Consider the following 20064-nt stretch of genomic DNA (forward strand, 5'->3'; position numbering starts at 1 on the left):
GGAGTTCAACCCATGTTTAAATTAGCGTTAAGTAGTTTTAAGCATCGCTGGCGTGACTATTTAGTCTTATTCTCTGGCTTAGTCATGTCGAGTGCGATCTTCTATATGTTCGAAGCCCTCGCAACGAATAAAGATTTTCTGAAGCAAAACAGTATGATTAGTATGATCGGCTATGTCTTTCAATTTGGTTCCGTCTTACTGACAATCATCACCTTGGTTTATATTGGCTATGCCAATTCATTCTTACTCAGTATGCGCAAACGTGACTATGGGCTGTTTATGTTAGTCGGTGCCCGCAAAGGAAAAATCGGCCAACTCATTTGGCTTGAAACATTGCTCGTTGGGATTTTAGCAACAATTATTGGGATTCTTCTAGGAACCGGCCTAACCACTGGCGTTAGTCACCTATTGGTCCAAACGCTTGATTTGACCTTAAAACATTTTTCAGCCTGGTATACAACCGCAGCCTTAGTCACTTTGGTGTTATACGTTGGCCTATTCCTAATTGCTGGATTGTTCAACTTGATTGCTTTAACCAAAACACCGGCATTGAAGTTGTTACACAGTAACGATCAACCTAACCGACCACAACTACATCCCGTCCGCCAAATTATTGAAGTCTTAGTTGGCGTCATCTCAATCGGGATTGGCTATTGGGCGATGAGTCATTTAATCGACTTACAATTAGCCGGAATTGGGATTGCCTTAGTGACAATCGTTTTAGGAACCTATCTGCTTTTCAATGCCGTGTTCGTTTGGTTAGTCGTGTTACTCAAACGGTTTAACTGGGCACAACGTGGCTTAAATCGGTTCACGTTATCGCAATTGAGTTTCCGAATTCGCAACTATACTAAGATTCTGTCAATTGTTGCGATGTTGTTTGCCCTCGCTTTAGGCGCCATTACCACTGGGATGGGCTTTCATCAACAAGTCCCACTCATGGCCCAAGGTGGTAGTGCTTATGATTTAAGTCTGGTTAATCCCACTAAAGCACAACAAAAAACGGTTAACCAATTAAAACCAATTCGTCAAGCAACCTATCGTTACAAAGCGACCACAAAAGTGATTTATTACAATGCGGCTGACTTTAATCAACAACCGTTTTACACGACCCATACCATCGGCAAAAAACAAATGAGCTTTAAACTCGTCAAAAACAATGCCCAACAGTTAAAGAAATCATTCTACAACTACCAATTAGGTGACTTACAAGCAACCGTAAATATCAACAAAAAGGCCGTCTTCTTATCTGCCAAAGCCTATCACCAGCTTAAACAACCTGAGATGCAGCTAGTGGTCTTTGCAACAAAAGATTTCCAAAAGCATTTTACGACCTTTAAACACTTAACCAAACAACAAGCCAAACGTAGCGTTAATACGCGAATCGGCGCAACTGGTGGCCGTTATTATGGTTATCAAGTCTTTAACGGCATGTACTCCGGCTTAGAATTCATGGGCTTCTTCTTAGGTGTTGCTTTCTTAGCAATGTTAGCTAGTTGCTTAATGTTCAAGATCTTGTCCGGGGCCGCTGCTGATCGTCAACGCTACCGGATGCTCGATAAACTAGGCACCACGCGTTCACAATTGAAAAAAGCCTTACGTCAAGAAATCGCCGTCCTCTTCATCTTGCCTGGACTGGTCGGGATCGTTCATGTCTTGTTCGGACTGCAAATGTTTAAGATCATTATGGTCACTTCACCTTACCAAGGCATTTGGTTACCATTTGGCATCTTTGCCATCCTATATTTGGGGTACTATTGGCTAACACTCAAAATTTATCAACGTTTGGTTTTATAATCTAGAATCTAGTCTAAAAGGAGGACTAAATCATGGTATACTTTGGATTAGTCGCGTTATTAATTGTCATCACGCCGTTGCATCGATACGTGCTAGCAACCCGCAACGTTTTTTGGCCGGGGATACTCATGCCGGCCCTCTGGTTAGGCACTAACGGCGTGCTGGCCTTGATAACCAACTTTCAACATCAAGATAGCTTACTAGCAGTATTGGGGACCCTGCTATTACTAAGCAGTTGGATTGCCGCGCGGATTGATCATGCTGAAAAAAGCTTGACCGCCACCTCGACACATCGAATGGCAGCTAAATAACGCTCAACCCACTGCAATGAGGTGAAAAATATGCAGTTTAATTTTAATAGTACGGAACCAATCTATTTACAAGTTGCCGAGCAAATCGAAGAGGCTATCTTTACCCAGACTTTCGCCGAGGGTACCCAGATTCCATCAACGACTGAAATTTCTAAAGAATTTCACATTAATCCAGCAACGGTTTTGAAAGGGATGAACATCCTCGTCGATAATCAACTGATTGAAAAACGACGCGGTGTCGGGATGTTCGTCATTGCAGGGGCTCAAGCCCGAGTTGTCGCGAAACGGCGCGATCAATTCTATGACGATTACGTTAAGAAGCTGGTCAGTGAAGCCCGTAAGCTACACATTACCAAAGAAGAGTTGGCACAATTAATTGAACGGGGGTTTGCCACACAATGAGTCTACAAGTTAAAGCAGTCACACAACAATTCCACGGTCAAACGATTCTCGATAAACTCGATTTGACCTTTGAACCACACACCATCTATGGGCTACTCGGTCGTAACGGTGCTGGGAAAAGTACCTTACTCAATATCATCAGTAATCGGATCTTTGCCTCAGACGGCACGGTTACTTTAGATGATGAGACCTTGGTCGACAATGATGCGACTTTAGGTCGACTCTACTTGATGAGTGAAGTGAACTTGTATAACGAACGGACGAAACTCAACAAGTTGCTTACCACCACCGCGCAATTCTATGGGGATTTCGATCAAGCCTATGCGGTTAAATTAGCTGGGCAATTTGATCTCGATCTTAATGCCCGCTTTGGTAAATTATCAACCGGCTATCGAACCATCTTCAAGCTAATCGTGGCGCTTTGCGTACCCGCCGACTACATCTTTTTAGACGAACCTGTTTTAGGTTTAGATGCCAATCACCGTGAATTGTTTTATCAAGCGTTAATTGATACCTATACAGAGCGCCCCCGGACTTTCGTGATCTCCACGCATTTGATTGAAGAAATTGCGAACTTGTTAGAAAACGTGGTCATCCTGGATCAACACAAGATTGTCGTTAGTGGTGGCGTACCCGATGTCTTAGCCAAGGCTTACACCATCACTGGCCCAGAAACCGACGTGCAACAATACACGGAAAGTTTGAATGTGATTGGGACTGATCACTTGGGGGGTATTACCGCACACTATGTTTACGGTGACTTACCTGATGATCGACCAATTCCAGATACGGTCCAAGTTGAGCACTTAGACTTACAAAAACTCTTTGTCAATCTGACGAATGCCACGGAGGTCGCTCATGCCAACTAAATTACGTACTACCACCCATTACTTGTTTACTGAGCAATTGCGGTTGCTCGGCTGGACTTATGTCTACTTGATCGCGATTTTCTTAATTTTGCCGTTCATATTTGATCTAATATCCGGTAATTTAAAAGATTTTTCGTTGACTGGGTCGATTGCAACCTTAGGATTAGGCGCCGTCTTTGGCCTATTCTTGATGATTACGATGTCTCTCACTTACGATCATTTTAAATTGTTCATTCAAAATGGGATTTCCCGGAAAACCTTCTGGCGTGCGCGCATATTGAGCATGTTAGCAATGGGTCTTGTGGGGACCATCATTACCGCCATTTATGATTATGCAATTGTGGTGCCGCTTCGTTTTGACAGTATCGCCAAATTTTTCAACAATGGCAATTTTTACACACTATACATTCATTACTTTGGCAATAACCTGGCCATTAATATTTTTGCCAGTTTGATTATGCTGCTTCTGGCCTATATTCTTTTAGGAACAACCGGATTAGCTTTTGGTAGTATCTTTAGCTTGTTATCAAAAACAACTCGCCGATTGGTTTTGATTTTAGGTCCAATCCTAGGTATTTTCTTCTTATTCTTCATTGCTAGTAATTCGAATGGTCACAGTTCTGACAGTTTCATTTGGCTTCTCGATCTGTTTAAATTCTTAGTCGGTGATTTCAACAACGCCGCTGCTGGTCATCTAAATCCATTGATGCCAATGCTCACTATGCTAGTTGGTAGTAGCATCATGGCAGGAATTGCTTACTTCTTCAATCAGAAACTTAAGGTGAAATCTTAGCATTAACTAAAGGTTGAAAGCTAGGTTTTAGCAATAATCGTTGATATGATAAGCATTCATCGATCAAAGGTAGTCGTACTTGCCACCTACCGTTCGCCCACCTTGAGCCGGAATGCTTTGGGCGGACCGGTTCAGCCAAAACGTCAGTCTCTAAGCGATAAATCGCTAAGAGACTCCCACGGCTGGGCTCAATGTGAGCTCACTCTCGGTTATAATAGTGATCCCTAATTAACTAGCATCCACATGATAACCGGAGTCAGCCAGTGATGGCGCCGGCCGTGAAAATATCGTAAAGTCTGGGTGTTTTCCCCGGACTTTACGATATGGACGACTTTCGAGACTAGTGGTTTTGACTAGGCTCAAAAGCGAGGTGGAAGCCTGCACTTTGGCTGAAACCGGTCCCCACAGCCGGCAGAATCGCTGGCTGGCGTAGGTGACAATTTAATCCAACTTAAGTCAATGTTGGTAAGGTTTCAACCTTTAGGCATTAACCTAAAAAAAGATTCCCCACTAACCATTAATTGGTTTAGCGAGGAATCTTTTTTTAGTTGCATCATTATTTTTCTAATAACGTATTATTCAAATCAGTTTTAACGACGATCACATCAGTTAAGGCATTCCGTTGCACATAGGTGGTAACAGAACCTTCTAAGACTCGTTCCATCGCATTTAACCCCGTTGACCCCATCATGATTAAATCATTGTTGTGGTCTTGAACGAAATCTTGCGAAATGATTGGCTTAGGGCTGCCCATCCGAATATGGAATTCAATGTCATCAAAGCCTTGCGCCTTAATTTCCGCGACTTTCTTTTGTAAATAAGCTTCTGAATCTTGAACCAATTGATACGTGATATCGCCATCGGCCAAGCCAGCTAAATTATAACCGAATTGTCCCGGATCGATCACCGACAACACATCAATATGCGCTTCGTTCCGCTTTGCAACTTCGACAGCTTTCGTTAATGCGGTTTCCGCTTGTTTCGAGCCATCCATTGGCACTAAAATCTTCGTATATTCTTGTAACATGTGCGCCACACCCTTTCCATCTACTACTAGTTTACCATTTATCCAACATGAATGCGTTCTCAAATGCAGTTCACCGCCAACAAAATTAGTTTTACACAACATTTACACAAACGGTATCGAGTCTTTACATCAACCGCCTACAATGAAGTTATTCCATTGAGAGAAGGCGTTGTCGATGCTCACAACGATTCATTCCAGCGGCCTTAATCAGGACACCATCATCACCACAACCCAAACTTATCAATTAACGTTGACTCGTGCTTTATTTGGTGATCATCCGTGGCGGCTTAAAGTTACAGCGACCACGTTACTTGGCCCACGCACCATTCAAGTCACCCGCTACCCGGATCTCCCAACGGCAAAAGCCGCCTACGACCAACTTTGTTTGACTTTACAAACCGACTAATTATTCCTCCCGCTCCAACTGAGTTTGTGCTAGGATTAAGCTAATTAATCTGAACACCGACGCGGGGGAACTTTATGATCAAACTCATTCAACAATTATGGCATCGGTATCAAGCGGTTTTAGCCTACTTAATCTTTGGCGGTCTCACGACAGTTATTAACTTTGTGGCTTTTTGGCTATTCAACAACTTGATTCAATGGCCGTATCTGATTAGCAACGTGATTGCCTGGCTATTGTCCGTCCTATTCGCCTATGTCACCAATAAGCTTTGGGTCTTTGATGCCGCTACACCAACACTCAAAAGCCTCTTACAAGAGGCCGGCGCCTTCTTTGGTTTTCGATTACTCAGTCTAGGGATCGATGAACTCATCATGTTCACTGGGATTTCCATCCTACATGGCAATCCGCTCCTCGTTAAACTTCTCGACCAGATCATCGTGGTCGTCTTAAATTGGTTTTTCAGTAAACTCTTTATTTTTAAAGAACGTCACTAATAAAAATGTGGAATGACTCGCTAACTTAGCTGGTCATCCCACATTTTTATTTAGCTCGATTTTTGATTAACTGGATGAAATAACGTTAACGTTCGCATGACATCATCGATATTAATACCATCCCAATTGTAAAAATTGAACTGCCGACCACCTTTCATTTGAATGACCAAGTGCCGTGCCCGCGATTCATAACCGTTACGAATCTCATTTTGGACGGTGGTTAGCTCATAAGCCTTAATTTGCGCTAACTTAATCACGACGTCGCCAATCCGTACAAACTGCGGTGCTGATGAATCATACACCGGTGGCACAACTACTCGAGTTCCATCATGATGATGTTGCTGTAACGAAATTGCGGCTAAACCGGCCGCAGTCAATGTTGGCGTAAAATATAATTCTTGACCTAAAGTCGGAACTGTCCCCGCTGGTAAGGCTTTCAAATCAAACTTGAACTGATGCCCATGAAAATCAGTTAGGACGCCTTCATGTAACCCCAGATTTAAGGCCGTAATATGTCCAATCATCTGATCCCCCTCTTTCTGCCTGCACCAAATTTAGCACAATTTGATCATTTTCGAGGCCATAAATTAAAAAACAACCTCGAAAATCGGGCATTTATCGTCAATGTAATTTCGGTAAGTTAGTAAACTTGAACTGTATGTTAAAATAAACGGCGACTAGACTAATCATTTGAGGAGCAGACTGACCATGGACTTAACCACTACTGAAACCGATTATTTATTAGATTTATTAACCACTAAATTATTTGAACTGCTTAGCCGAGTCACCCGCTGGCAAACGCACAGCTTATCACAGGCTCAATATGATCAACAGGTCGAAGAAACCTTGCAACCAAACTTAACCATTTTACAAGGGTTACTCGAAAAACTCAGTGCTGACCAGCCGGATGCACCGCAAGTGATCGCTTTACAACAAGGTCTTGATAAACTACAGACAGCGACAACCTATCAATTAACAACGACTCAATTGGCTCAGGCTAACGCGCATCGTTTTAATCGGCATCATCGCTAGCCAAGCGGATTTATTCACTCTTAACAAAAAATTCAAATTTCAATCACGGGATTGCTATTTTTAGCCGTTACAATGAATGCATAAACTTAAAAGCTTCGCGACGAAAGAAGGAGGGCTTATGTTTCTAATTGTATATTGTGCATTGGCAATTGCGGTGTTTTTCTGGATATTTGGCTTCACGACCGCTGCCATCATTGTCGCCCTATTGACGCTAGCCCTAATCGGGTATGCCTCCATTCGCCGACAAGTCGCCCGTAAACGCTTATTAAAACAACGAACTGCGACTAAAGGTCGAGGTTAATTTTGAAAACAATCCTAAAAAAGACGTTGCTAATCACTGGGCTTATCCACCAATGATTAACAACGTCATTTTTGATTACTTATTTAATTGTGCCAAACAACTGATAATATTTTGCACCGCTTGATGCACATATTTTGGATCAGTCGCTAAGTTCAGGCGCACAAACCCCTGATCATTCTTACTGAACCATTCACCGAAGTCTACTGCTAGCCCACATTTATCTTGAATAAATTCGCGAGTCGTTGCAGGATCCAGATAAGCCCGTAAGTCTAACCAGATCAAGTAAGTCCCTTGTAGATCAGCCACTACAATTTTAGAAGTTTTTTCGCTAAATTCAGTTTGCAAATAATGATAATTATCGCGAATAACCGCTAAAATTTGATCTAACCAGGCACCGCCATGTTCATAGGCAGCTTGTCCAGCTGTTTGCCCCAACACATTAACTTCTGTCTGATTATATCGTTGCATAAACGCATCGTACGTCGCACGCAAGTCGGCGTTCGGGATAATGACGTGTGAGTTTAACAAACAAGCTACGTTAAAGGTTTTTGATGGTGAATTAACCACAATAACTTGATCTTGAAAACGGCCATCCGCTACGGTTAATGCCGAAATAAACGGATGATTTTCAGGATCAATTTCGATGTCTTGATGAATTTCATCAGAGACAACTAACACCCCATATTGTTCACATAACGCTAAAATCTTAGTTTCTTCTTCAGCTGTCCAGATGCGGCCAACTGGATTATGTGGTGAACATTGGATAAATAACCGAACTTCATTGGCTTTAATTTTAGCCTCGATATCAGCAAAATCCATCGTATAATGACCGTCATCATTGATGAGTTCAGACGTCACCAGTTGCCGGTGATTATCTTGAATCGCATCAAAGAAAGGATAATACACGGGTGTTAAAATCATCACGGCATCACCTGGTTGCGTATATGCATTAACGATCGCATATAGTGAGTTCACGACCCCCGTGCCAAAGCGCACCCAATCTTTTTGTAACGTCAATTGATGACGTTGCTGTTCCCAGTTAATAAAAGCATCATAATAGCTATCTGGTGTAAACGAATAGCCATAAATACCGTGGGCCACGCGTTCAGTTAGCGCCGTCGTCACTTGTTCCGGTACTTTAAATTCCATATCCGCCACCCACATTGGTAACAAATCAGGATTGCCGTAGCGCACCCCTAACGCATCCCACTTAAGTGAATTCGTATTTAGTCGATTCGTTGCGTATGTTTTAATAAATGTTGCTTGATCCATGTTAAAAACCCCTTCCAAATTAGCCCACAAAAAAACTTCGTCCTTAAGTTACTAAGGACGAAGTTTGCACTCCGAGGTACCACCTATATTCACAGCTTTTGCTGCCTCACACTTGCTAGTTGTCTAACAAAGCATCACATTAACGGTGATTAATCCGAATTAACAGCAGTCTCCTACCATTAATTTACTCCGAGTTCATCTTCACTAGAATCATCCCATCAATTTCCACCAACCATTGACTCGCTGTCAGACCCATCTAGTTACTCTTCTCATCAACGTATCATTTTTAAATTGATTCTAACTTACAACGCTTGATTGGAATTGTCAACTGCTGTCGTCATCGGAAATTGTGGTGTTGTCGGCACGTCATAAACGGCGATTTCTTGATCAGCTACAGGGAAAGCCCCCGTCTTCAAGTATCGCTTCGCTTGCATAACTAACGGCGAACTATTGGACCAGTTTAATTGATCCAATGGCACCCGGGCAGCCCCATCCGATACCGCTGCCGTAAAGGCTGGCCGATTCGTCAATAACTTACCACCCACTGGTTCAAGTAAATAAAACGTATTAATCATCGCTTCACGCGGTTGATCAGCTGTCAGGGCTGGAAATGTAAAACGAATAGTACCTAATTGCTTAGCGATGGCCGTTTGTAAACCGGTCTGAATGGCCGTAATCTGACTGACAGTCGCACTCAACGTTTGGTCTACGGTGAGCGGAGCCGTTGCCAAATCATAACGATTAGTGAAGCGGCCTGTCAAATTTTTAATCACGATTAAACTGGTCTCATCGCCAACGATGCCACATACATAGAGGGGATTAATTTGTTCGACTATCATCGGTTCGCTTCCTTCATTAATTCTCAAGTAGTTACAATATAATTAGATATTATATAATTAATGATAGAATATCACAATTATCGCAACTACTTAATTTTACTACTTTATACGGTGAACTAAAACCAAAAAATAGCAACTGATATAAACATTTAATAACTTGTAATATTTGAGTAAAAAAAACAGTCCAATTACTTGAACTGCTTCAATCACTTACTATTCAGTTGTCAGATCAGTCGTATTGATAAAGGACTGCGCCGGTACCCGAATCAACCAACGTGTCATCGCCTGATGGTCAACATGCACACCCAAACCATTCAAAAAATTAGGCTTATAAGTCGCCGTCATTTTAGCAACATAGGCCTTTGTATGCGACCGATCCAATTTAGCTAACTTCGTTTGTGACCACGGAATTCCCGCATCAGCCACTTTAGCTTGTTTTAAACTTGTAATTACTGTCGCCTTATTGCTGGAGACGGTATACTTTGCACCCTTGACCCAATAATTGTAAATATGGACAGGTTTGTTCGCACTACCACGATCAACGGCCACATAATAAGAACCAGTACTGCCAACACGCATGACTAACGGTTGATAGTCATAACTGATGCTAACGGTGTCTGTTGACAAGTCTACTCGCTGGCCGAATGTTACAAAGAACATCCCCGCTAGTAAGCCAATACTTACCACCAATTCACCCACTGTAATCCATAGACTTGACCATTCAAAAGTGTGCTTCCGCTCCACGATCATTTTAATACGCCGTACCCGGATATTATGAAAGACCCACACAACGAGCGCCAGTACCATAATCCAGGCAATGATTCCAATCCAATTCCATGCAGAAGTCATCAATTGCCAACCCTTTCCCTGATTTCCTTTATTATCATGCTCTAATTGTAAATAATTCGCTTCCAAATAACAAGTAATGCTCCCAAACTTTAACATTTCTATGGCGTTATATTGTGAAAAAAGTCACGGTTAAGCTGCAAATGTAATCGAATTCATGGTAGAATAATGGTATTAACTTGTAGAAAGAAGGAGTACCGATGATCGCAGCATTAATTTATTGGGTGGTCGTAGTTGGCTTAATCGTCTGGGGTGTCTGGATGGCGATTCTTTCCGCTTACTGGGCTGGTCAAAAACAAAACGGCAATTTATTTTTTATTGCAATTATGAATACCTTAGGGTTAATCGCCGGCTTGTTGGTTTGGTGGGTTTTCAACAACCAAAACTGGCAATATTACTGGTTATCTAGTACCGTTCAAACAACCAATTTATTAGGCATCGTCTTAATTTGTTACGTTGTCTTGATTGTCATTGAATTCATTCAAGGCCGAGGCATCAAACCTGCTAAAGCTTAAATTGACTCACAAAAAGCGTGTCCATCGGGCACGCTTTTTGTTTCGTTTAAATTGTCACCTACGTCAGCCAGTGATTCTGCCGGCTGTGGGGACCGGTTCCAGCCAAAAATCGGGCTTTCACCTCGCTTTTAAGCCTAGCCAAAACCACTAGTCTCAAAAGTCGTCCACATCGTAAAGTCCGGCAAGACCAGCCGGACTAACGATGTTGTCACGGCCGGCGCCATCACTGGCTGACTCCGGTTATATTGCAAATATTAATCATTCTCGTCATCATCATAACTGATAGTGAATTCACATTGAGTCCAGTTGTGGACCGTTCTTTGCAATTTATCGCTTATTTAAAACTTGCAAACTAAAACCATCCGCAGCCAACTGATCACCGGTTAGACCCGCACTCACAATCGTTTTGCCGACAACAGCTGAAGTCTGTGAGTGTTGACTTAAATTAAAGCTACCAACCACGGTTTGCGTGGCATCTTTTCGGATTAACTGTAACCAACCATCGTGAATTTGCCAGCTCAATTGACTTGTGGCTAAAAATTCAGTTTGTGATCGCCGCCACTTAACTAATTTTTGCACAATCGGATACATCGCCGTTGTCTTTGGTGCCGGCTCCCATGGCATACAGCGCCGGTTATCAGGATCGGGGCCACCGGCTAAGCCCGCCTCGGTCCCGTAATATAGGCAAGGCGCACCCGGTAACAACATCATCAACGTTAACGCCGCTTGGACTTTTTGGGGATCATCTTGTAGTACCGTTAAGGCTCGCGCCGTATCATGCGTGTCTAGTGCATTAAACATCACCTGTTGATTAGGTTGGCAATACTGGCAAAGCTGCAGATTCGTTTTGCCGACATAATCCGCAATCGTGACCGTTTGATTAAACAAGCTCAAGATCGGTTGCGTCAACGGATAATTCATTACCGCATCAAACTGACCATTTCCTACCAAGCTAGCACTAGTATGCCAAGACTCCCCTAACAAGTAAACATCTGGTTTAACTGCCCGTAACGCCGCACAAATGGCGCGCCAAGTTCCATGATCGACTTCATCGGCCACATCAAAGCGCCACGCATCAATATCGAGTTGCCGCAACCAATAACTGGTAATTTCAATCAAGTAGTCGCGAACCGCTGGATTTTGAGTATTTATTTTAGGCATCATTGCGGCAGTTCCAAAGGTTTCATAATTTAGCGCACCCGTTTTAGCGTCTCGCCCGACCGGGAAATCATGAATGTGGAACCAGTCTGCAAAACGTGACTGTGCGCCATTTTTCACGACATCTTGCCACTGCGGTGATGCCGTCCCAAAATGATTGAAGACCGCATCTAGCATCACCCGCATCCCACGATCATGGGCAGCATCGACCAATTCTTGAAAGTCCCGCTTAGTACCAAAATGCGGATCAATTTCGAAGTGATCCAATGTATCATACTTATGATTCGATGGTGATGTAAAGATGGGGCATAGATACAGGCCGTTAATCCCCAAGTCCGCCAAGTCATCTAAATGATCGATAATTCCGCGCAAGTCGCCACCATAAAATGAGTCGCGTTGTACAGGACCTTGCCCCCATGGCTGGACTTTAGCCGGATCATTAGTTTGATCCCCATTGGCAAAACGTTCCGGAAAGATTTGGTACCAGACTGTATCTTTAACCCAAGCTGGTGGCAACTCTGCGTCACTAACGTGCAAATATGGCAAATGGAAATAATGCCCCGTAATTGCCCACTGAGTGGCTTCATCAGTAAACAAGCCATCATCACCATACCCGATGGTCGTACCATCGTTGCCGGTAATTTGAAACCCATAAATCAGGCGATTCGTCGGGACGGTCACAGTCAATGTCCAATATTGCGCCGCCTGCGTTGCTAAACCCCGCTGCATCGTGGTCGTTTTCATCGGTGCCCCTGCTTGCCATAAATACATATCGGCATATTTAAGTGTCACCGACTGGATGTCTTGAGCCGTTTGTAGTCGAATAAGCACTTGATGGTCGGCCAATACCGCTGTATCTTCGCTTTCTGGGCGGTGTAAGATTCCTGCTAATTGCATGTTTAATGCACTCCTTTTATGTAACCGATTACATTTCGATGTCATCATGACGCTCTAAAATTGATGATTTCTAGGTTATTTTCGTGAAAACGTCCCCGTTAAACCAGAATTTAGTGTATGATTTAGACAAATTCAATTGAAAGGACGTCCTTCCATGGAAACACTTTATCGCAGTACTCGCAAAACTGCAAGCCAAACTATGACTAGCTCACAAGCCGTCCTGCAAGGGTTAACCCCTGATGGTGGTTTATTCGTTCCAGTGACCCTACCAACCGCCGACTTTGATTTCGACGATCTCGCCCAACAATCGTACCAAACGGTTGCCTACGAGGTTTTAAAACTGTTCTTCACCGATTACACGCCAGCCGAACTTAAAGCCTGTATTCAAGCAGCCTATGGCGATCAATTTGATGATCCAGCAATTGCCCCCGTCACCAAACATGGGAAACAATACTACTTAGAACTTTTCCATGGCCCGACGATTGCTTTTAAAGATTTAGCGTTGCAAATTTTACCCCATTTAATGACCACCGCTGCTAAGAAAAATCAGTTGACTGCCGAAGTGGTGATCTTAACCGCAACTTCTGGAGACACCGGGAAAGCAGCGATGGCCGGGTTTGCTGACGTCGATCAAACTAAGATCATTGTCTTTTATCCACAAGCCGGCGTCAGTGCGATTCAAAAACAACAAATGGTGACCCAAGTTGGGGACAATACTTATGTCGTTGCGATTAATGGGAACTTCGATGATGCCCAAACTAAAGTCAAGGAACTGCTGAATGATCCCGAATTACGTGACCAATTAGCCACAAATCAGTTCCAATTTTCAAGTGCCAACTCAATCAATATCGGCCGGCTGTTCCCACAAGTCGCTTATTACGTCTATGCCTATGCACAGCTTATTAAAAAAGGCCGCATTAAAAATGGCGACGAGGTCAACTTTAGTGTGCCAACTGGGAATTTTGGTGATATTTTAGCCGGTTATTATGCTAAAAAACTTGGCGTTCCAATTCACAAATTGATTTGTGCGTCTAATCGAAATAACGTCCTCACTGACTTTTTCAATACGGGCCTTTACAATCGTCAACGCGAATTTTTCTTAACTAGCTCACCATCGATGGATATCTTAGTTTCCAGCAACTTGGAACGACTAGTCTTCTACGCAACTGGCGAAGACGCGATGCAAACTGCTAGTTTGATGAACGACTTGAAGACGACTGGCTCGTACCAATTAACATCAACGATGCGCCATGCCATAACCGATTTCTGGGCTGGTTTTGTGACAGAAAAACAAGATCAGCACGAAATTCAACATTTGTATGCGCACCATCACTACACGATTGATCCACATACTGCCGTTGCTTCCGCAGTCGCCAAACAGTATCAAGCGGCCACAAAGGATCAACGTCCGATGGTGGTCGTCTCAACAGCCAGCCCGTATAAGTTTCCACAGGCCGTTTTGACCGCCATCACGCAGCAACCAGACTTGACCATTGACGGCTTAGCCGCTGTTGATCAGTTACACGACTTAATCAAGACGCCAATCCCAGCAACGGTAACTGCTTTACGGACAGCTCCCGTTCGTCACGATCGTGTGAGTGACCCCGCAGATATGGCAACGACGATTAAAGACATTTTGAACTTAGACTAGAAAGGATTTTGACGATGATTACGACAATTGCGTTGGATTTAGATAATACGTTACTCACCTCTGATAAAACGATCTCTCCACGAACCGAAACGGTCTTAAAACAGCTCCATCAGGCTGGCAAACGGATCGTGCTTTGTACTGGACGGCCGATTAAAGCCATTCAGCCGTTTTTAAAACAGCTAGCCTTAACTAAGCCAACTGACTACTCGATTACGTTTAACGGTGGCTTAGTCCAACAAAATACCACTGGTGATGTATTGGCACGTAAGAGTGTGACTAAAGCGAACATCCAACCGTTGTATGATTATGCCAAAGCAAACGGTTTTCCGTTAGATATCATCGACTTAACCCAAGTCTATTCGATTAAAGAACTCGGCAAGTCACCTTACGAAGCATTCATGAATGGCCTCATGCCCTTTAGTGATGTTTCGTTTGCTGACCTCCCCGCTGATGATCAGTTCGGTAAAGTCGTCAGTGCTTATGACGACGTTGATAAAATTCAAGCCAACTTACCACAGATCGTTACTGACAATTTCCATGTTGTGCCATCACGGCGGAACTTATTGGAATACTTGCCAGCAGGCACCGATAAATCGGCCGGACTAAAAGCGTTGCTCGCAAACTTCAACGAAGACTTTTCAAACTTGATGGCCTTTGGTGATGAAGAAAACGACCTCGGCATGCTCAAAGCTGCCAAAGTTGGTGTGGCGATGGCTAATGCCATTCCAGTCGTTAAAGCGGCGACAACCGATGAAACGTTAAGTAATGATGACGATGGTGTTGCAGTATTCTTGGAAAACTATTTCGATTAACACTTAAACTGATTAAAAGCACGTTTAACGGTCCAATTGCGGACGCGTTAAACGTGCTTTTTTTAGTTGGGACTAGTTATCACGTTCAAAATTCAAGTACCAATTCAACGCACACACAGCCTGCGCTGACCGCAACTTACCATCACGCATCAACGCAATCACATCGACTAACGGCACTAACTGAGTATTCACGAATTCGTCGTGATCAAAGTGACGTTCACCATGTTCATTAGGATCGATATGCGTTAAGACTAAGCTGACAATTTCGCTCGTAAAGCCTTCTGACGAGGTAATTTGTGTCATCACTTGTGGTGATTTCGCAATATAGCCCGTTTCTTCTTGCAATTCCCGTTTGGCAGCAGTGATTGGATCTTCACCCTCATTGATTAATCCGGCTGGTAAACTAATCGTTTCGGCATTTTGGCCGACCCGATATTCCGAATTCAATACAACTTGATCATCCGGCGTTAACGCCAAGATCGTCACGGCATTACCATGATCGATCAAATCCCGTTTCACTTTTAAACCATCTGGTGTTTCAATTGTTTGCTTGACCAAGTTAAAGATTGGGCCCTGATACAAATCTTCTTGCGCTAAAATTTTGCCGGCACGGCCGGCTTTTGGAAAAATTGCCATGTTGATTCCTCACTCTTTTCATTATTGTTCATCTTCAAAAATACCGCTTTTGAAATGCGACGCTTGATCCCAATACAAGGTGCCTTCAGTATAGACCCCTTCAGAGTCATACTCACTTTCCATGAAGTGCAGTATCTTTGTCGTCGATTGTGGATTAAGCGTTAATTCCACTGCCAAGCCATATTCGTTATCTTTTTGGTAAGTATGCTCTTTAGGCTTTGCCTGCCAACGTTTCAACACCCGATAATTTCTTTGATACAACGTGACGCTAACTGGTTGTTTCTTTTGATAGTCGACCTTAATCGGTGTATTCATGGCAGTTAAGATCAATAGCCGTTGCAGCTTTTTATGCCGATAAACTTGATAAATTCGACTCTGACTCACATAGGCATTATTTTCCGTACGTTTCTGTGGTTCTTGTTGAATCAGTGTCATTTTTTCATCCGCAGTCGGTTTCAATAACCGTTTACCGACATCGCGGTAATATCCGCGAATGAGTTGCCCCGTCGCAGGCAACCAGCCAACTGCCTTACCGGTAGCCGTTTGCATATACAAATACTTACGGTCATCCGTTCTAATTAACTGTTTGGTGGCATAAAGTTGGCGATTTAATAACGTATCCGTATTATGAGAAAATGTCCGAAAAACCGTTCCTGGAACGTGCGACCAGGCATGATACGTTGTTTCACCTAAGTTCATATTTAAGTTAGTGCCTTCTTTAACATCAAACGACGTCAGATAGTATGGCGTTTTAGTGATTGCACTTTGACGACGATAATAGGTTGTTGGCTTAAGATCTTTCAGCGCGATATAACCATAATCATCGTCCGCCGATAAATGATTCCAAATACGATTACGATATTGATCAAACGGCTTTGACACCGCCTCATATTGTAAATTTTGAATCGAGCAGTACGTCCCTTTTTGTGTATAGTAGTACTTCGCAACTACCACTTTAATTGGCGGCGAAATCTCTTCTTCGTCACCATCAACGCTGACGTGATAGCGATTACCCACATGTTTCAAACTATCATAGAGTTTGACGCTATCATTTGCCAAAACAAATGGCTGACGAGTGCTCCCCTTCTTCGTGCGTAAAATTTTACCGACACCATCAACGCGATCAGCAGCACGTCGCCGTTTTTGAGCTGCCGTTAGTGGACGATTTTTACGTTGCTTAGCTGCTTTAGCTCGCTGCTTGGCTGCCTTTTGTTTAGCAACACGTACGGCTGCAGCATGTTGGCGCTGTTTAGCTTGTCCCCAAACAACACCCCCACCAATGCCTAATAAAATCACAAGGCCAAGTACACCCCATAATCTCCATGATTTTTTCATTAAGGTTCTTCCCCGAATCTGTTATTTTTCGCTTTGATCCGTTGGTAACATCTTGCGAATGCCCCCAGTTGGATCAGGCACATCGCCCACATAGCGTGGAATCACATGCAAATGACAATGCATGACCGTTTGACCTGCAACAGGACCAACGTTAAACCCTAAATTATAGCCAGCTGGATGATACCGATCATCCAAATAGGCTTTGGCCTGCACCAATAAGGCTTGCATCGCCGCCAAATCAGCTGCTGGTACATCAAAGTACGTCGGATAATGCCCTTTGGGAATAATCAGCAAATGTCCCCGACTCACTGGATGAATATCAAAAAAGGCCGCAGCCAACTCATTTTCTAAAACGTATGGTTGCGGTTGACAAAAGATACATGTTGTCACATTTAGTCCTCCTATTTTTCTAACCAACCACCGTCAATCGGGACAACCGTCCCATGAATATAATCTGCATGACGGCTCGCCAAGAACAACGCTAGATCCGCTACTTCTTCAGGTTTAGCCCACCGTTTAGCCGGCGTTTCACTCGCCACCCATTTAGCCATCTTACCGTCACCAGCAAAATCAGCCGCATTCATTGGCGTATCAATCGCGCCCGGCGCAATACAATTGGCCCGAATACCTTGACCTGCATAGTCCAAATCCAGTTGTTTGGTATAGCCGATAATCGCATGTTTAGCAGCCGTATAAGCGGCCCCGCCACCACCCGCCACTAACCCCGCAATCGAGGCCATATTGACAAAAACACCATGTTGTTGTGTAAGCATCGCGGGTAAAACGGTATTCGTCACAATGAATTGGCTTGTTAAATCCGTAGCCAATATCCTTTGCCAATCAGCAAAACTCGTCTCTAAGGTTGGCCGATAACCATCTAAACGTCCGGCTGTGTTACAAACAATTTGCGGTTGCCCTAATTGGTCGATGCCCGCATGAATAGCCGCCACGAGTGCCGCTTCATCCGTCACATCTGCCACTTGATAGCTCAAATCATTGCCAGCCACTATGCTAACTGGTTGCGCTTGCCGATCAATCGCAATCACATTGGCGCCTTGTGCTCGAAAAGCATTAACTTGTGCTAAGCCAATCCCAGATGCTGCACCAGTAATCAACACCGTTTGCCCAGCATATTCACTAAATTGCATTAGTCAACCAATTGCCAGTCTTCAGCTAAAATATCACAATCCGTTGGTGACCATAAACTATAAGCTTCATCAGCCGTTTTAATTAAGAAGTAAGGATTCAAAACGTCCCCTTGATATGTCGTCGTCGGTTGTAAGACCACAAATAATTCGGTCCCCTCCCAACCAGTTCGAACAGCCTTTTTTCCTGCTTTTAACTTAGGTAAAATTGCTTCAAATGTCATGATTTTTCCTCCATATAATTGGTTTAATCTTATTTCTATGCTAGTCTGTCAAAATCGTAGCATATTCCCACGGTCTTGAACAGTTTTAAAAATTTGTTGGTACAAATTCGTCGTTTTGGCTGGTACGGACCAATTAAGTATGCGATAATGTAAGCGAATACAGAACGACTACTTTTAGAAACATTCATTTGGAGGGATTTTTATTATGAGTAAACTTGGTGTCTCCGTCTATCCAGAACGGTCAACCTTTGAAAAGGATGCGGCTTACTTAGATTTAGCTGCAAAATATGGCTACAAACGTGTCTTCACATCATTATTGGAAATTAAGGGGAATGCAGACGAAGTTGTGGCTAACTTCAAGAAAGTCATTGCTTATGCCAATAAACTTGGTTTAGAAGTCATGGTCGATGTCAACCCTGGCCTATTCAAACAACTCGGTGTCTCATATGATGACTTGTCATTTTTCCATGACTTAGGCGCTTGGGGTGTGCGGTTAGATCTTGGATTCACCGGAGAAGAAGAATCACGAATGACCCACAACCCATACGGCATCAAGATCGAAGTTAACATGTCCAAAGGGACGCACTACGTCGATACCATTATGGACTACTCACCAGCCAAAGATAACTTATTGGGCTCACATAACTTCTACCCACAACAATATACCGGCTTAGGTTACGATTACTTCGTTCAAACCTCGAACCAATACCGGCAATATGGTATTAACACAGCTGCCTTCGTGTCATCAAACGATGCTACTTACGGTCCATGGCCAATGCAAGATGGCTTATGTACCTTGGAACAACACCGTGGCCTACCATTAGCTGCGCAAGTCCAACACTTAAAGATGACTGGTCTAATCGATGATGTCTTAATCGGTAACGCCTATGCGAGTGAAGCCGAATTAAAAGCCGTTAGCGACGTCTTCTTCAGCCCATACCCACTCTTACACGTGGAAACTGTTGCTGGTTTAACCGACGCTGAACATGCAGTTTTATTTGACCAACCACAAACCTATCGTGGGGACTTCTCTGATTACGTCATCCGGTCTTCTGAAACTCGCGTCATCTATAAGGATCGTGATTTTCCAGCTCATGACACCACCGATATTCACGCTGGCGATTTATTAATCGACAACAATGAATTTGGTCAATATAAGGGTGAACTTCAAATTGCCCGGCGTGATTTCAAGAACACCGGTCGGATCAATGTGGTCGGCCATGTGATTGCCGCCGAACAACAATGCTTAGCTTTATTAGCACCATGGGCTGACTTCAAACTCGTCGCGGCTAAATAAGGAGG

The 20064-nt window shown here is 43.5% G+C and carries 24 protein-coding genes and 1 other annotated feature; of the genes, 13 read left to right on the top strand and 11 right to left on the bottom strand.

Annotated elements, in window-relative coordinates:
• Positions 1 to 12: 12 nt before the first annotated feature.
• Genes FFM84_RS12995 through FFM84_RS13015 form a run of 5 tightly spaced genes read left to right on the top strand, consistent with a single transcriptional unit; the run spans position 13 to position 4172 of the window.
• Positions 13 to 1797: an FtsX-like permease family protein gene (locus FFM84_RS12995; protein ID WP_225425310.1), complete on the top strand. Its 1785-nt coding sequence runs from the start codon at positions 13 to 15 to the stop codon at positions 1795 to 1797.
• Between the two features lie 32 nt (positions 1798 to 1829).
• On the top strand, positions 1830 to 2108 hold the full coding sequence (locus tag FFM84_RS13000) for a hypothetical protein (RefSeq protein ID WP_130845408.1): 279 nt from the start codon (positions 1830 to 1832) through the stop codon (positions 2106 to 2108).
• Between the two features lie 30 nt (positions 2109 to 2138).
• A complete protein-coding gene (locus FFM84_RS13005) occupies positions 2139 to 2510 on the top strand; it encodes a GntR family transcriptional regulator (RefSeq protein ID WP_130845407.1) in 372 nt (123 codons plus the stop codon).
• A complete protein-coding gene (locus FFM84_RS13010) occupies positions 2507 to 3379 on the top strand; it encodes an ATP-binding cassette domain-containing protein (protein ID WP_130845406.1) in 873 nt (290 codons plus the stop codon). The genes FFM84_RS13005 and FFM84_RS13010 overlap by 4 nt, the downstream gene beginning before the upstream one ends.
• Positions 3369 to 4172, top strand: coding sequence for a hypothetical protein (locus tag FFM84_RS13015; protein WP_130845405.1), 804 nt, complete (start codon positions 3369 to 3371; stop codon positions 4170 to 4172). Before FFM84_RS13010 ends, FFM84_RS13015 begins: the two co-directional genes overlap by 11 nt.
• 556 nt (positions 4173 to 4728) lie before the next feature.
• Here FFM84_RS13015 and FFM84_RS13020 read toward each other — a convergent pair.
• Positions 4729 to 5199: a universal stress protein gene (locus tag FFM84_RS13020; RefSeq protein WP_130845404.1), complete on the bottom strand. Its 471-nt coding sequence runs from the start codon at positions 5197 to 5199 to the stop codon at positions 4729 to 4731.
• A 175-nt stretch (positions 5200 to 5374) separates the two neighbouring features.
• Between FFM84_RS13020 and FFM84_RS13025 the strand changes: the two genes are divergently transcribed.
• The gene (locus tag FFM84_RS13025) at positions 5375 to 5605 is read left to right on the top strand and encodes a hypothetical protein (RefSeq protein WP_130845403.1); all 231 of its coding nucleotides are present in this window, start codon (positions 5375 to 5377) and stop codon (positions 5603 to 5605) included.
• 74 nt (positions 5606 to 5679) lie between these two features.
• Complete coding sequence (locus FFM84_RS13030) at positions 5680 to 6099, top strand: GtrA family protein (protein WP_130845402.1); 420 nt, start codon at positions 5680 to 5682, stop codon at positions 6097 to 6099.
• A gap of 50 nt (positions 6100 to 6149) precedes the next feature.
• Here the strand turns inward: FFM84_RS13030 and FFM84_RS13035 are convergent, their stop codons facing one another.
• Entirely contained in the window at positions 6150 to 6623 is a 474-nt protein-coding gene (locus tag FFM84_RS13035; RefSeq protein ID WP_130845401.1) for a hypothetical protein, read from the bottom strand.
• A gap of 184 nt (positions 6624 to 6807) precedes the next feature.
• Here FFM84_RS13035 and FFM84_RS13040 point away from each other — a divergent pair, with 184 nt between their 5' ends.
• Positions 6808 to 7131: a hypothetical protein gene (locus tag FFM84_RS13040; RefSeq protein WP_130845400.1), complete on the top strand. Its 324-nt coding sequence runs from the start codon at positions 6808 to 6810 to the stop codon at positions 7129 to 7131.
• Positions 7132 to 7249: 118 nt separating this feature from the next.
• Entirely contained in the window at positions 7250 to 7432 is a 183-nt protein-coding gene (locus FFM84_RS13045; protein ID WP_130845399.1) for a hypothetical protein, read from the top strand.
• Between the two features lie 75 nt (positions 7433 to 7507).
• On the opposite strand, the gene FFM84_RS13050 is transcribed toward FFM84_RS13045, so the two are convergent.
• The 3 genes from FFM84_RS13050 to FFM84_RS13060 form a co-directional block, all read right to left on the bottom strand.
• Entirely contained in the window at positions 7508 to 8704 is a 1197-nt protein-coding gene (locus tag FFM84_RS13050; protein ID WP_130845398.1) for a MalY/PatB family protein, read from the bottom strand.
• A gap of 50 nt (positions 8705 to 8754) precedes the next feature.
• Positions 8755 to 8989 (bottom strand) — a binding site (T-box leader).
• A 17-nt stretch (positions 8990 to 9006) separates the two neighbouring features.
• Positions 9007 to 9543, bottom strand: coding sequence for an NUDIX hydrolase (locus tag FFM84_RS13055; protein WP_225424652.1), 537 nt, complete (start codon positions 9541 to 9543; stop codon positions 9007 to 9009).
• A 213-nt stretch (positions 9544 to 9756) separates the two neighbouring features.
• The gene (locus FFM84_RS13060) at positions 9757 to 10392 is read right to left on the bottom strand and encodes an LVIS_2131 family protein (protein ID WP_130845768.1); all 636 of its coding nucleotides are present in this window, start codon (positions 10390 to 10392) and stop codon (positions 9757 to 9759) included.
• 197 nt (positions 10393 to 10589) lie between these two features.
• On the opposite strand from FFM84_RS13060, the gene FFM84_RS13065 reads away from it, so the two are divergent.
• Complete coding sequence (locus FFM84_RS13065) at positions 10590 to 10904, top strand: hypothetical protein (RefSeq protein WP_130845397.1); 315 nt, start codon at positions 10590 to 10592, stop codon at positions 10902 to 10904.
• A 327-nt stretch (positions 10905 to 11231) separates the two neighbouring features.
• On the opposite strand, the gene FFM84_RS13070 is transcribed toward FFM84_RS13065, so the two are convergent.
• The gene (locus tag FFM84_RS13070) at positions 11232 to 12959 is read right to left on the bottom strand and encodes a glycoside hydrolase family 13 protein (RefSeq protein WP_130845396.1); all 1728 of its coding nucleotides are present in this window, start codon (positions 12957 to 12959) and stop codon (positions 11232 to 11234) included.
• A 154-nt stretch (positions 12960 to 13113) separates the two neighbouring features.
• Between FFM84_RS13070 and thrC the strand changes: the two genes are divergently transcribed.
• Together thrC and FFM84_RS13080 are read left to right on the top strand one after the other, a co-directional pair.
• Positions 13114 to 14610, top strand: coding sequence for a threonine synthase (gene thrC / locus FFM84_RS13075; protein ID WP_130845395.1), 1497 nt, complete (start codon positions 13114 to 13116; stop codon positions 14608 to 14610).
• 14 nt (positions 14611 to 14624) lie between these two features.
• Positions 14625 to 15422: a Cof-type HAD-IIB family hydrolase gene (locus FFM84_RS13080; protein ID WP_130845394.1), complete on the top strand. Its 798-nt coding sequence runs from the start codon at positions 14625 to 14627 to the stop codon at positions 15420 to 15422.
• A 72-nt stretch (positions 15423 to 15494) separates the two neighbouring features.
• On the opposite strand, the gene FFM84_RS13085 is transcribed toward FFM84_RS13080, so the two are convergent.
• From FFM84_RS13085 to FFM84_RS13105, 5 genes are read right to left on the bottom strand one after another with little or no spacing between them, the layout of a single operon-like run.
• Positions 15495 to 16058, bottom strand: a complete 564-nt coding sequence (locus FFM84_RS13085) for an NUDIX hydrolase (RefSeq protein WP_165444335.1) — start codon at positions 16056 to 16058, stop codon at positions 15495 to 15497.
• Between the two features lie 21 nt (positions 16059 to 16079).
• A complete protein-coding gene (locus FFM84_RS13090; protein ID WP_130845392.1) occupies positions 16080 to 17393 on the bottom strand; it encodes a hypothetical protein in 1314 nt (437 codons plus the stop codon).
• Between the two features lie 21 nt (positions 17394 to 17414).
• Positions 17415 to 17783 carry an HIT family protein gene (locus FFM84_RS13095; RefSeq protein WP_130845391.1) on the bottom strand — a complete coding sequence of 123 codons (369 nt, stop codon included), beginning with the start codon at positions 17781 to 17783 and terminating at the stop codon, positions 17415 to 17417.
• 11 nt (positions 17784 to 17794) lie between these two features.
• A complete protein-coding gene (locus tag FFM84_RS13100) occupies positions 17795 to 18541 on the bottom strand; it encodes a 3-oxoacyl-ACP reductase (RefSeq protein WP_130845390.1) in 747 nt (248 codons plus the stop codon).
• A complete protein-coding gene (locus FFM84_RS13105; RefSeq protein ID WP_130845389.1) occupies positions 18541 to 18762 on the bottom strand; it encodes a DUF2829 domain-containing protein in 222 nt (73 codons plus the stop codon). The genes FFM84_RS13100 and FFM84_RS13105 overlap by 1 nt, the downstream gene beginning before the upstream one ends.
• A 205-nt stretch (positions 18763 to 18967) precedes the next feature.
• On the opposite strand from FFM84_RS13105, the gene FFM84_RS13110 reads away from it, so the two are divergent.
• The gene (locus tag FFM84_RS13110) at positions 18968 to 20059 is read left to right on the top strand and encodes a DUF871 domain-containing protein (RefSeq protein ID WP_130845388.1); all 1092 of its coding nucleotides are present in this window, start codon (positions 18968 to 18970) and stop codon (positions 20057 to 20059) included.
• Positions 20060 to 20064: the final 5 nt, after the last annotated feature.

Origin of the sequence: Lactiplantibacillus mudanjiangensis (assembly GCF_005405385.1) — a bacterium.
In the GTDB taxonomy this organism is placed as follows: Bacteria; Bacillota; Bacilli; order Lactobacillales; family Lactobacillaceae; genus Lactiplantibacillus; species Lactiplantibacillus mudanjiangensis.

Excerpts from the sequence above, each read along its gene's own strand:
- FFM84_RS12995 (WP_225425310.1), top strand. The coding sequence starts at position 13 with ATGTTTAAATTAGCGTTAAGTAGTTTTAAGCATCGCTGGCGTGACTAT.
- FFM84_RS13000 (WP_130845408.1), top strand. The coding sequence starts at position 1,830 with ATGGTATACTTTGGATTAGTCGCGTTATTAATTGTCATCACGCCGTTG.
- FFM84_RS13005 (WP_130845407.1), top strand. The coding sequence starts at position 2,139 with ATGCAGTTTAATTTTAATAGTACGGAACCAATCTATTTACAAGTTGCC.
- FFM84_RS13010 (WP_130845406.1), top strand. The coding sequence starts at position 2,507 with ATGAGTCTACAAGTTAAAGCAGTCACACAACAATTCCACGGTCAAACG.
- FFM84_RS13015 (WP_130845405.1), top strand. The coding sequence starts at position 3,369 with ATGCCAACTAAATTACGTACTACCACCCATTACTTGTTTACTGAGCAA.
- FFM84_RS13020 (WP_130845404.1), bottom strand. The coding sequence starts at position 5,199 with ATGTTACAAGAATATACGAAGATTTTAGTGCCAATGGATGGCTCGAAA.
- FFM84_RS13025 (WP_130845403.1), top strand. The coding sequence starts at position 5,375 with ATGCTCACAACGATTCATTCCAGCGGCCTTAATCAGGACACCATCATC.
- FFM84_RS13030 (WP_130845402.1), top strand. The coding sequence starts at position 5,680 with ATGATCAAACTCATTCAACAATTATGGCATCGGTATCAAGCGGTTTTA.
- FFM84_RS13035 (WP_130845401.1), bottom strand. The coding sequence starts at position 6,623 with ATGATTGGACATATTACGGCCTTAAATCTGGGGTTACATGAAGGCGTC.
- FFM84_RS13040 (WP_130845400.1), top strand. The coding sequence starts at position 6,808 with ATGGACTTAACCACTACTGAAACCGATTATTTATTAGATTTATTAACC.
- FFM84_RS13045 (WP_130845399.1), top strand. The coding sequence starts at position 7,250 with ATGTTTCTAATTGTATATTGTGCATTGGCAATTGCGGTGTTTTTCTGG.
- FFM84_RS13050 (WP_130845398.1), bottom strand. The coding sequence starts at position 8,704 with ATGGATCAAGCAACATTTATTAAAACATACGCAACGAATCGACTAAAT.
- FFM84_RS13055 (WP_225424652.1), bottom strand. The coding sequence starts at position 9,543 with ATGATAGTCGAACAAATTAATCCCCTCTATGTATGTGGCATCGTTGGC.
- FFM84_RS13060 (WP_130845768.1), bottom strand. The coding sequence starts at position 10,392 with ATGACTTCTGCATGGAATTGGATTGGAATCATTGCCTGGATTATGGTA.
- FFM84_RS13065 (WP_130845397.1), top strand. The coding sequence starts at position 10,590 with ATGATCGCAGCATTAATTTATTGGGTGGTCGTAGTTGGCTTAATCGTC.
- FFM84_RS13070 (WP_130845396.1), bottom strand. The coding sequence starts at position 12,959 with ATGCAATTAGCAGGAATCTTACACCGCCCAGAAAGCGAAGATACAGCG.
- thrC (WP_130845395.1), top strand. The coding sequence starts at position 13,114 with ATGGAAACACTTTATCGCAGTACTCGCAAAACTGCAAGCCAAACTATG.
- FFM84_RS13080 (WP_130845394.1), top strand. The coding sequence starts at position 14,625 with ATGATTACGACAATTGCGTTGGATTTAGATAATACGTTACTCACCTCT.
- FFM84_RS13085 (WP_165444335.1), bottom strand. The coding sequence starts at position 16,058 with ATGGCAATTTTTCCAAAAGCCGGCCGTGCCGGCAAAATTTTAGCGCAA.
- FFM84_RS13090 (WP_130845392.1), bottom strand. The coding sequence starts at position 17,393 with ATGAAAAAATCATGGAGATTATGGGGTGTACTTGGCCTTGTGATTTTA.
- FFM84_RS13100 (WP_130845390.1), bottom strand. The coding sequence starts at position 18,541 with ATGCAATTTAGTGAATATGCTGGGCAAACGGTGTTGATTACTGGTGCA.
- FFM84_RS13105 (WP_130845389.1), bottom strand. The coding sequence starts at position 18,762 with ATGACATTTGAAGCAATTTTACCTAAGTTAAAAGCAGGAAAAAAGGCT.
- FFM84_RS13110 (WP_130845388.1), top strand. The coding sequence starts at position 18,968 with ATGAGTAAACTTGGTGTCTCCGTCTATCCAGAACGGTCAACCTTTGAA.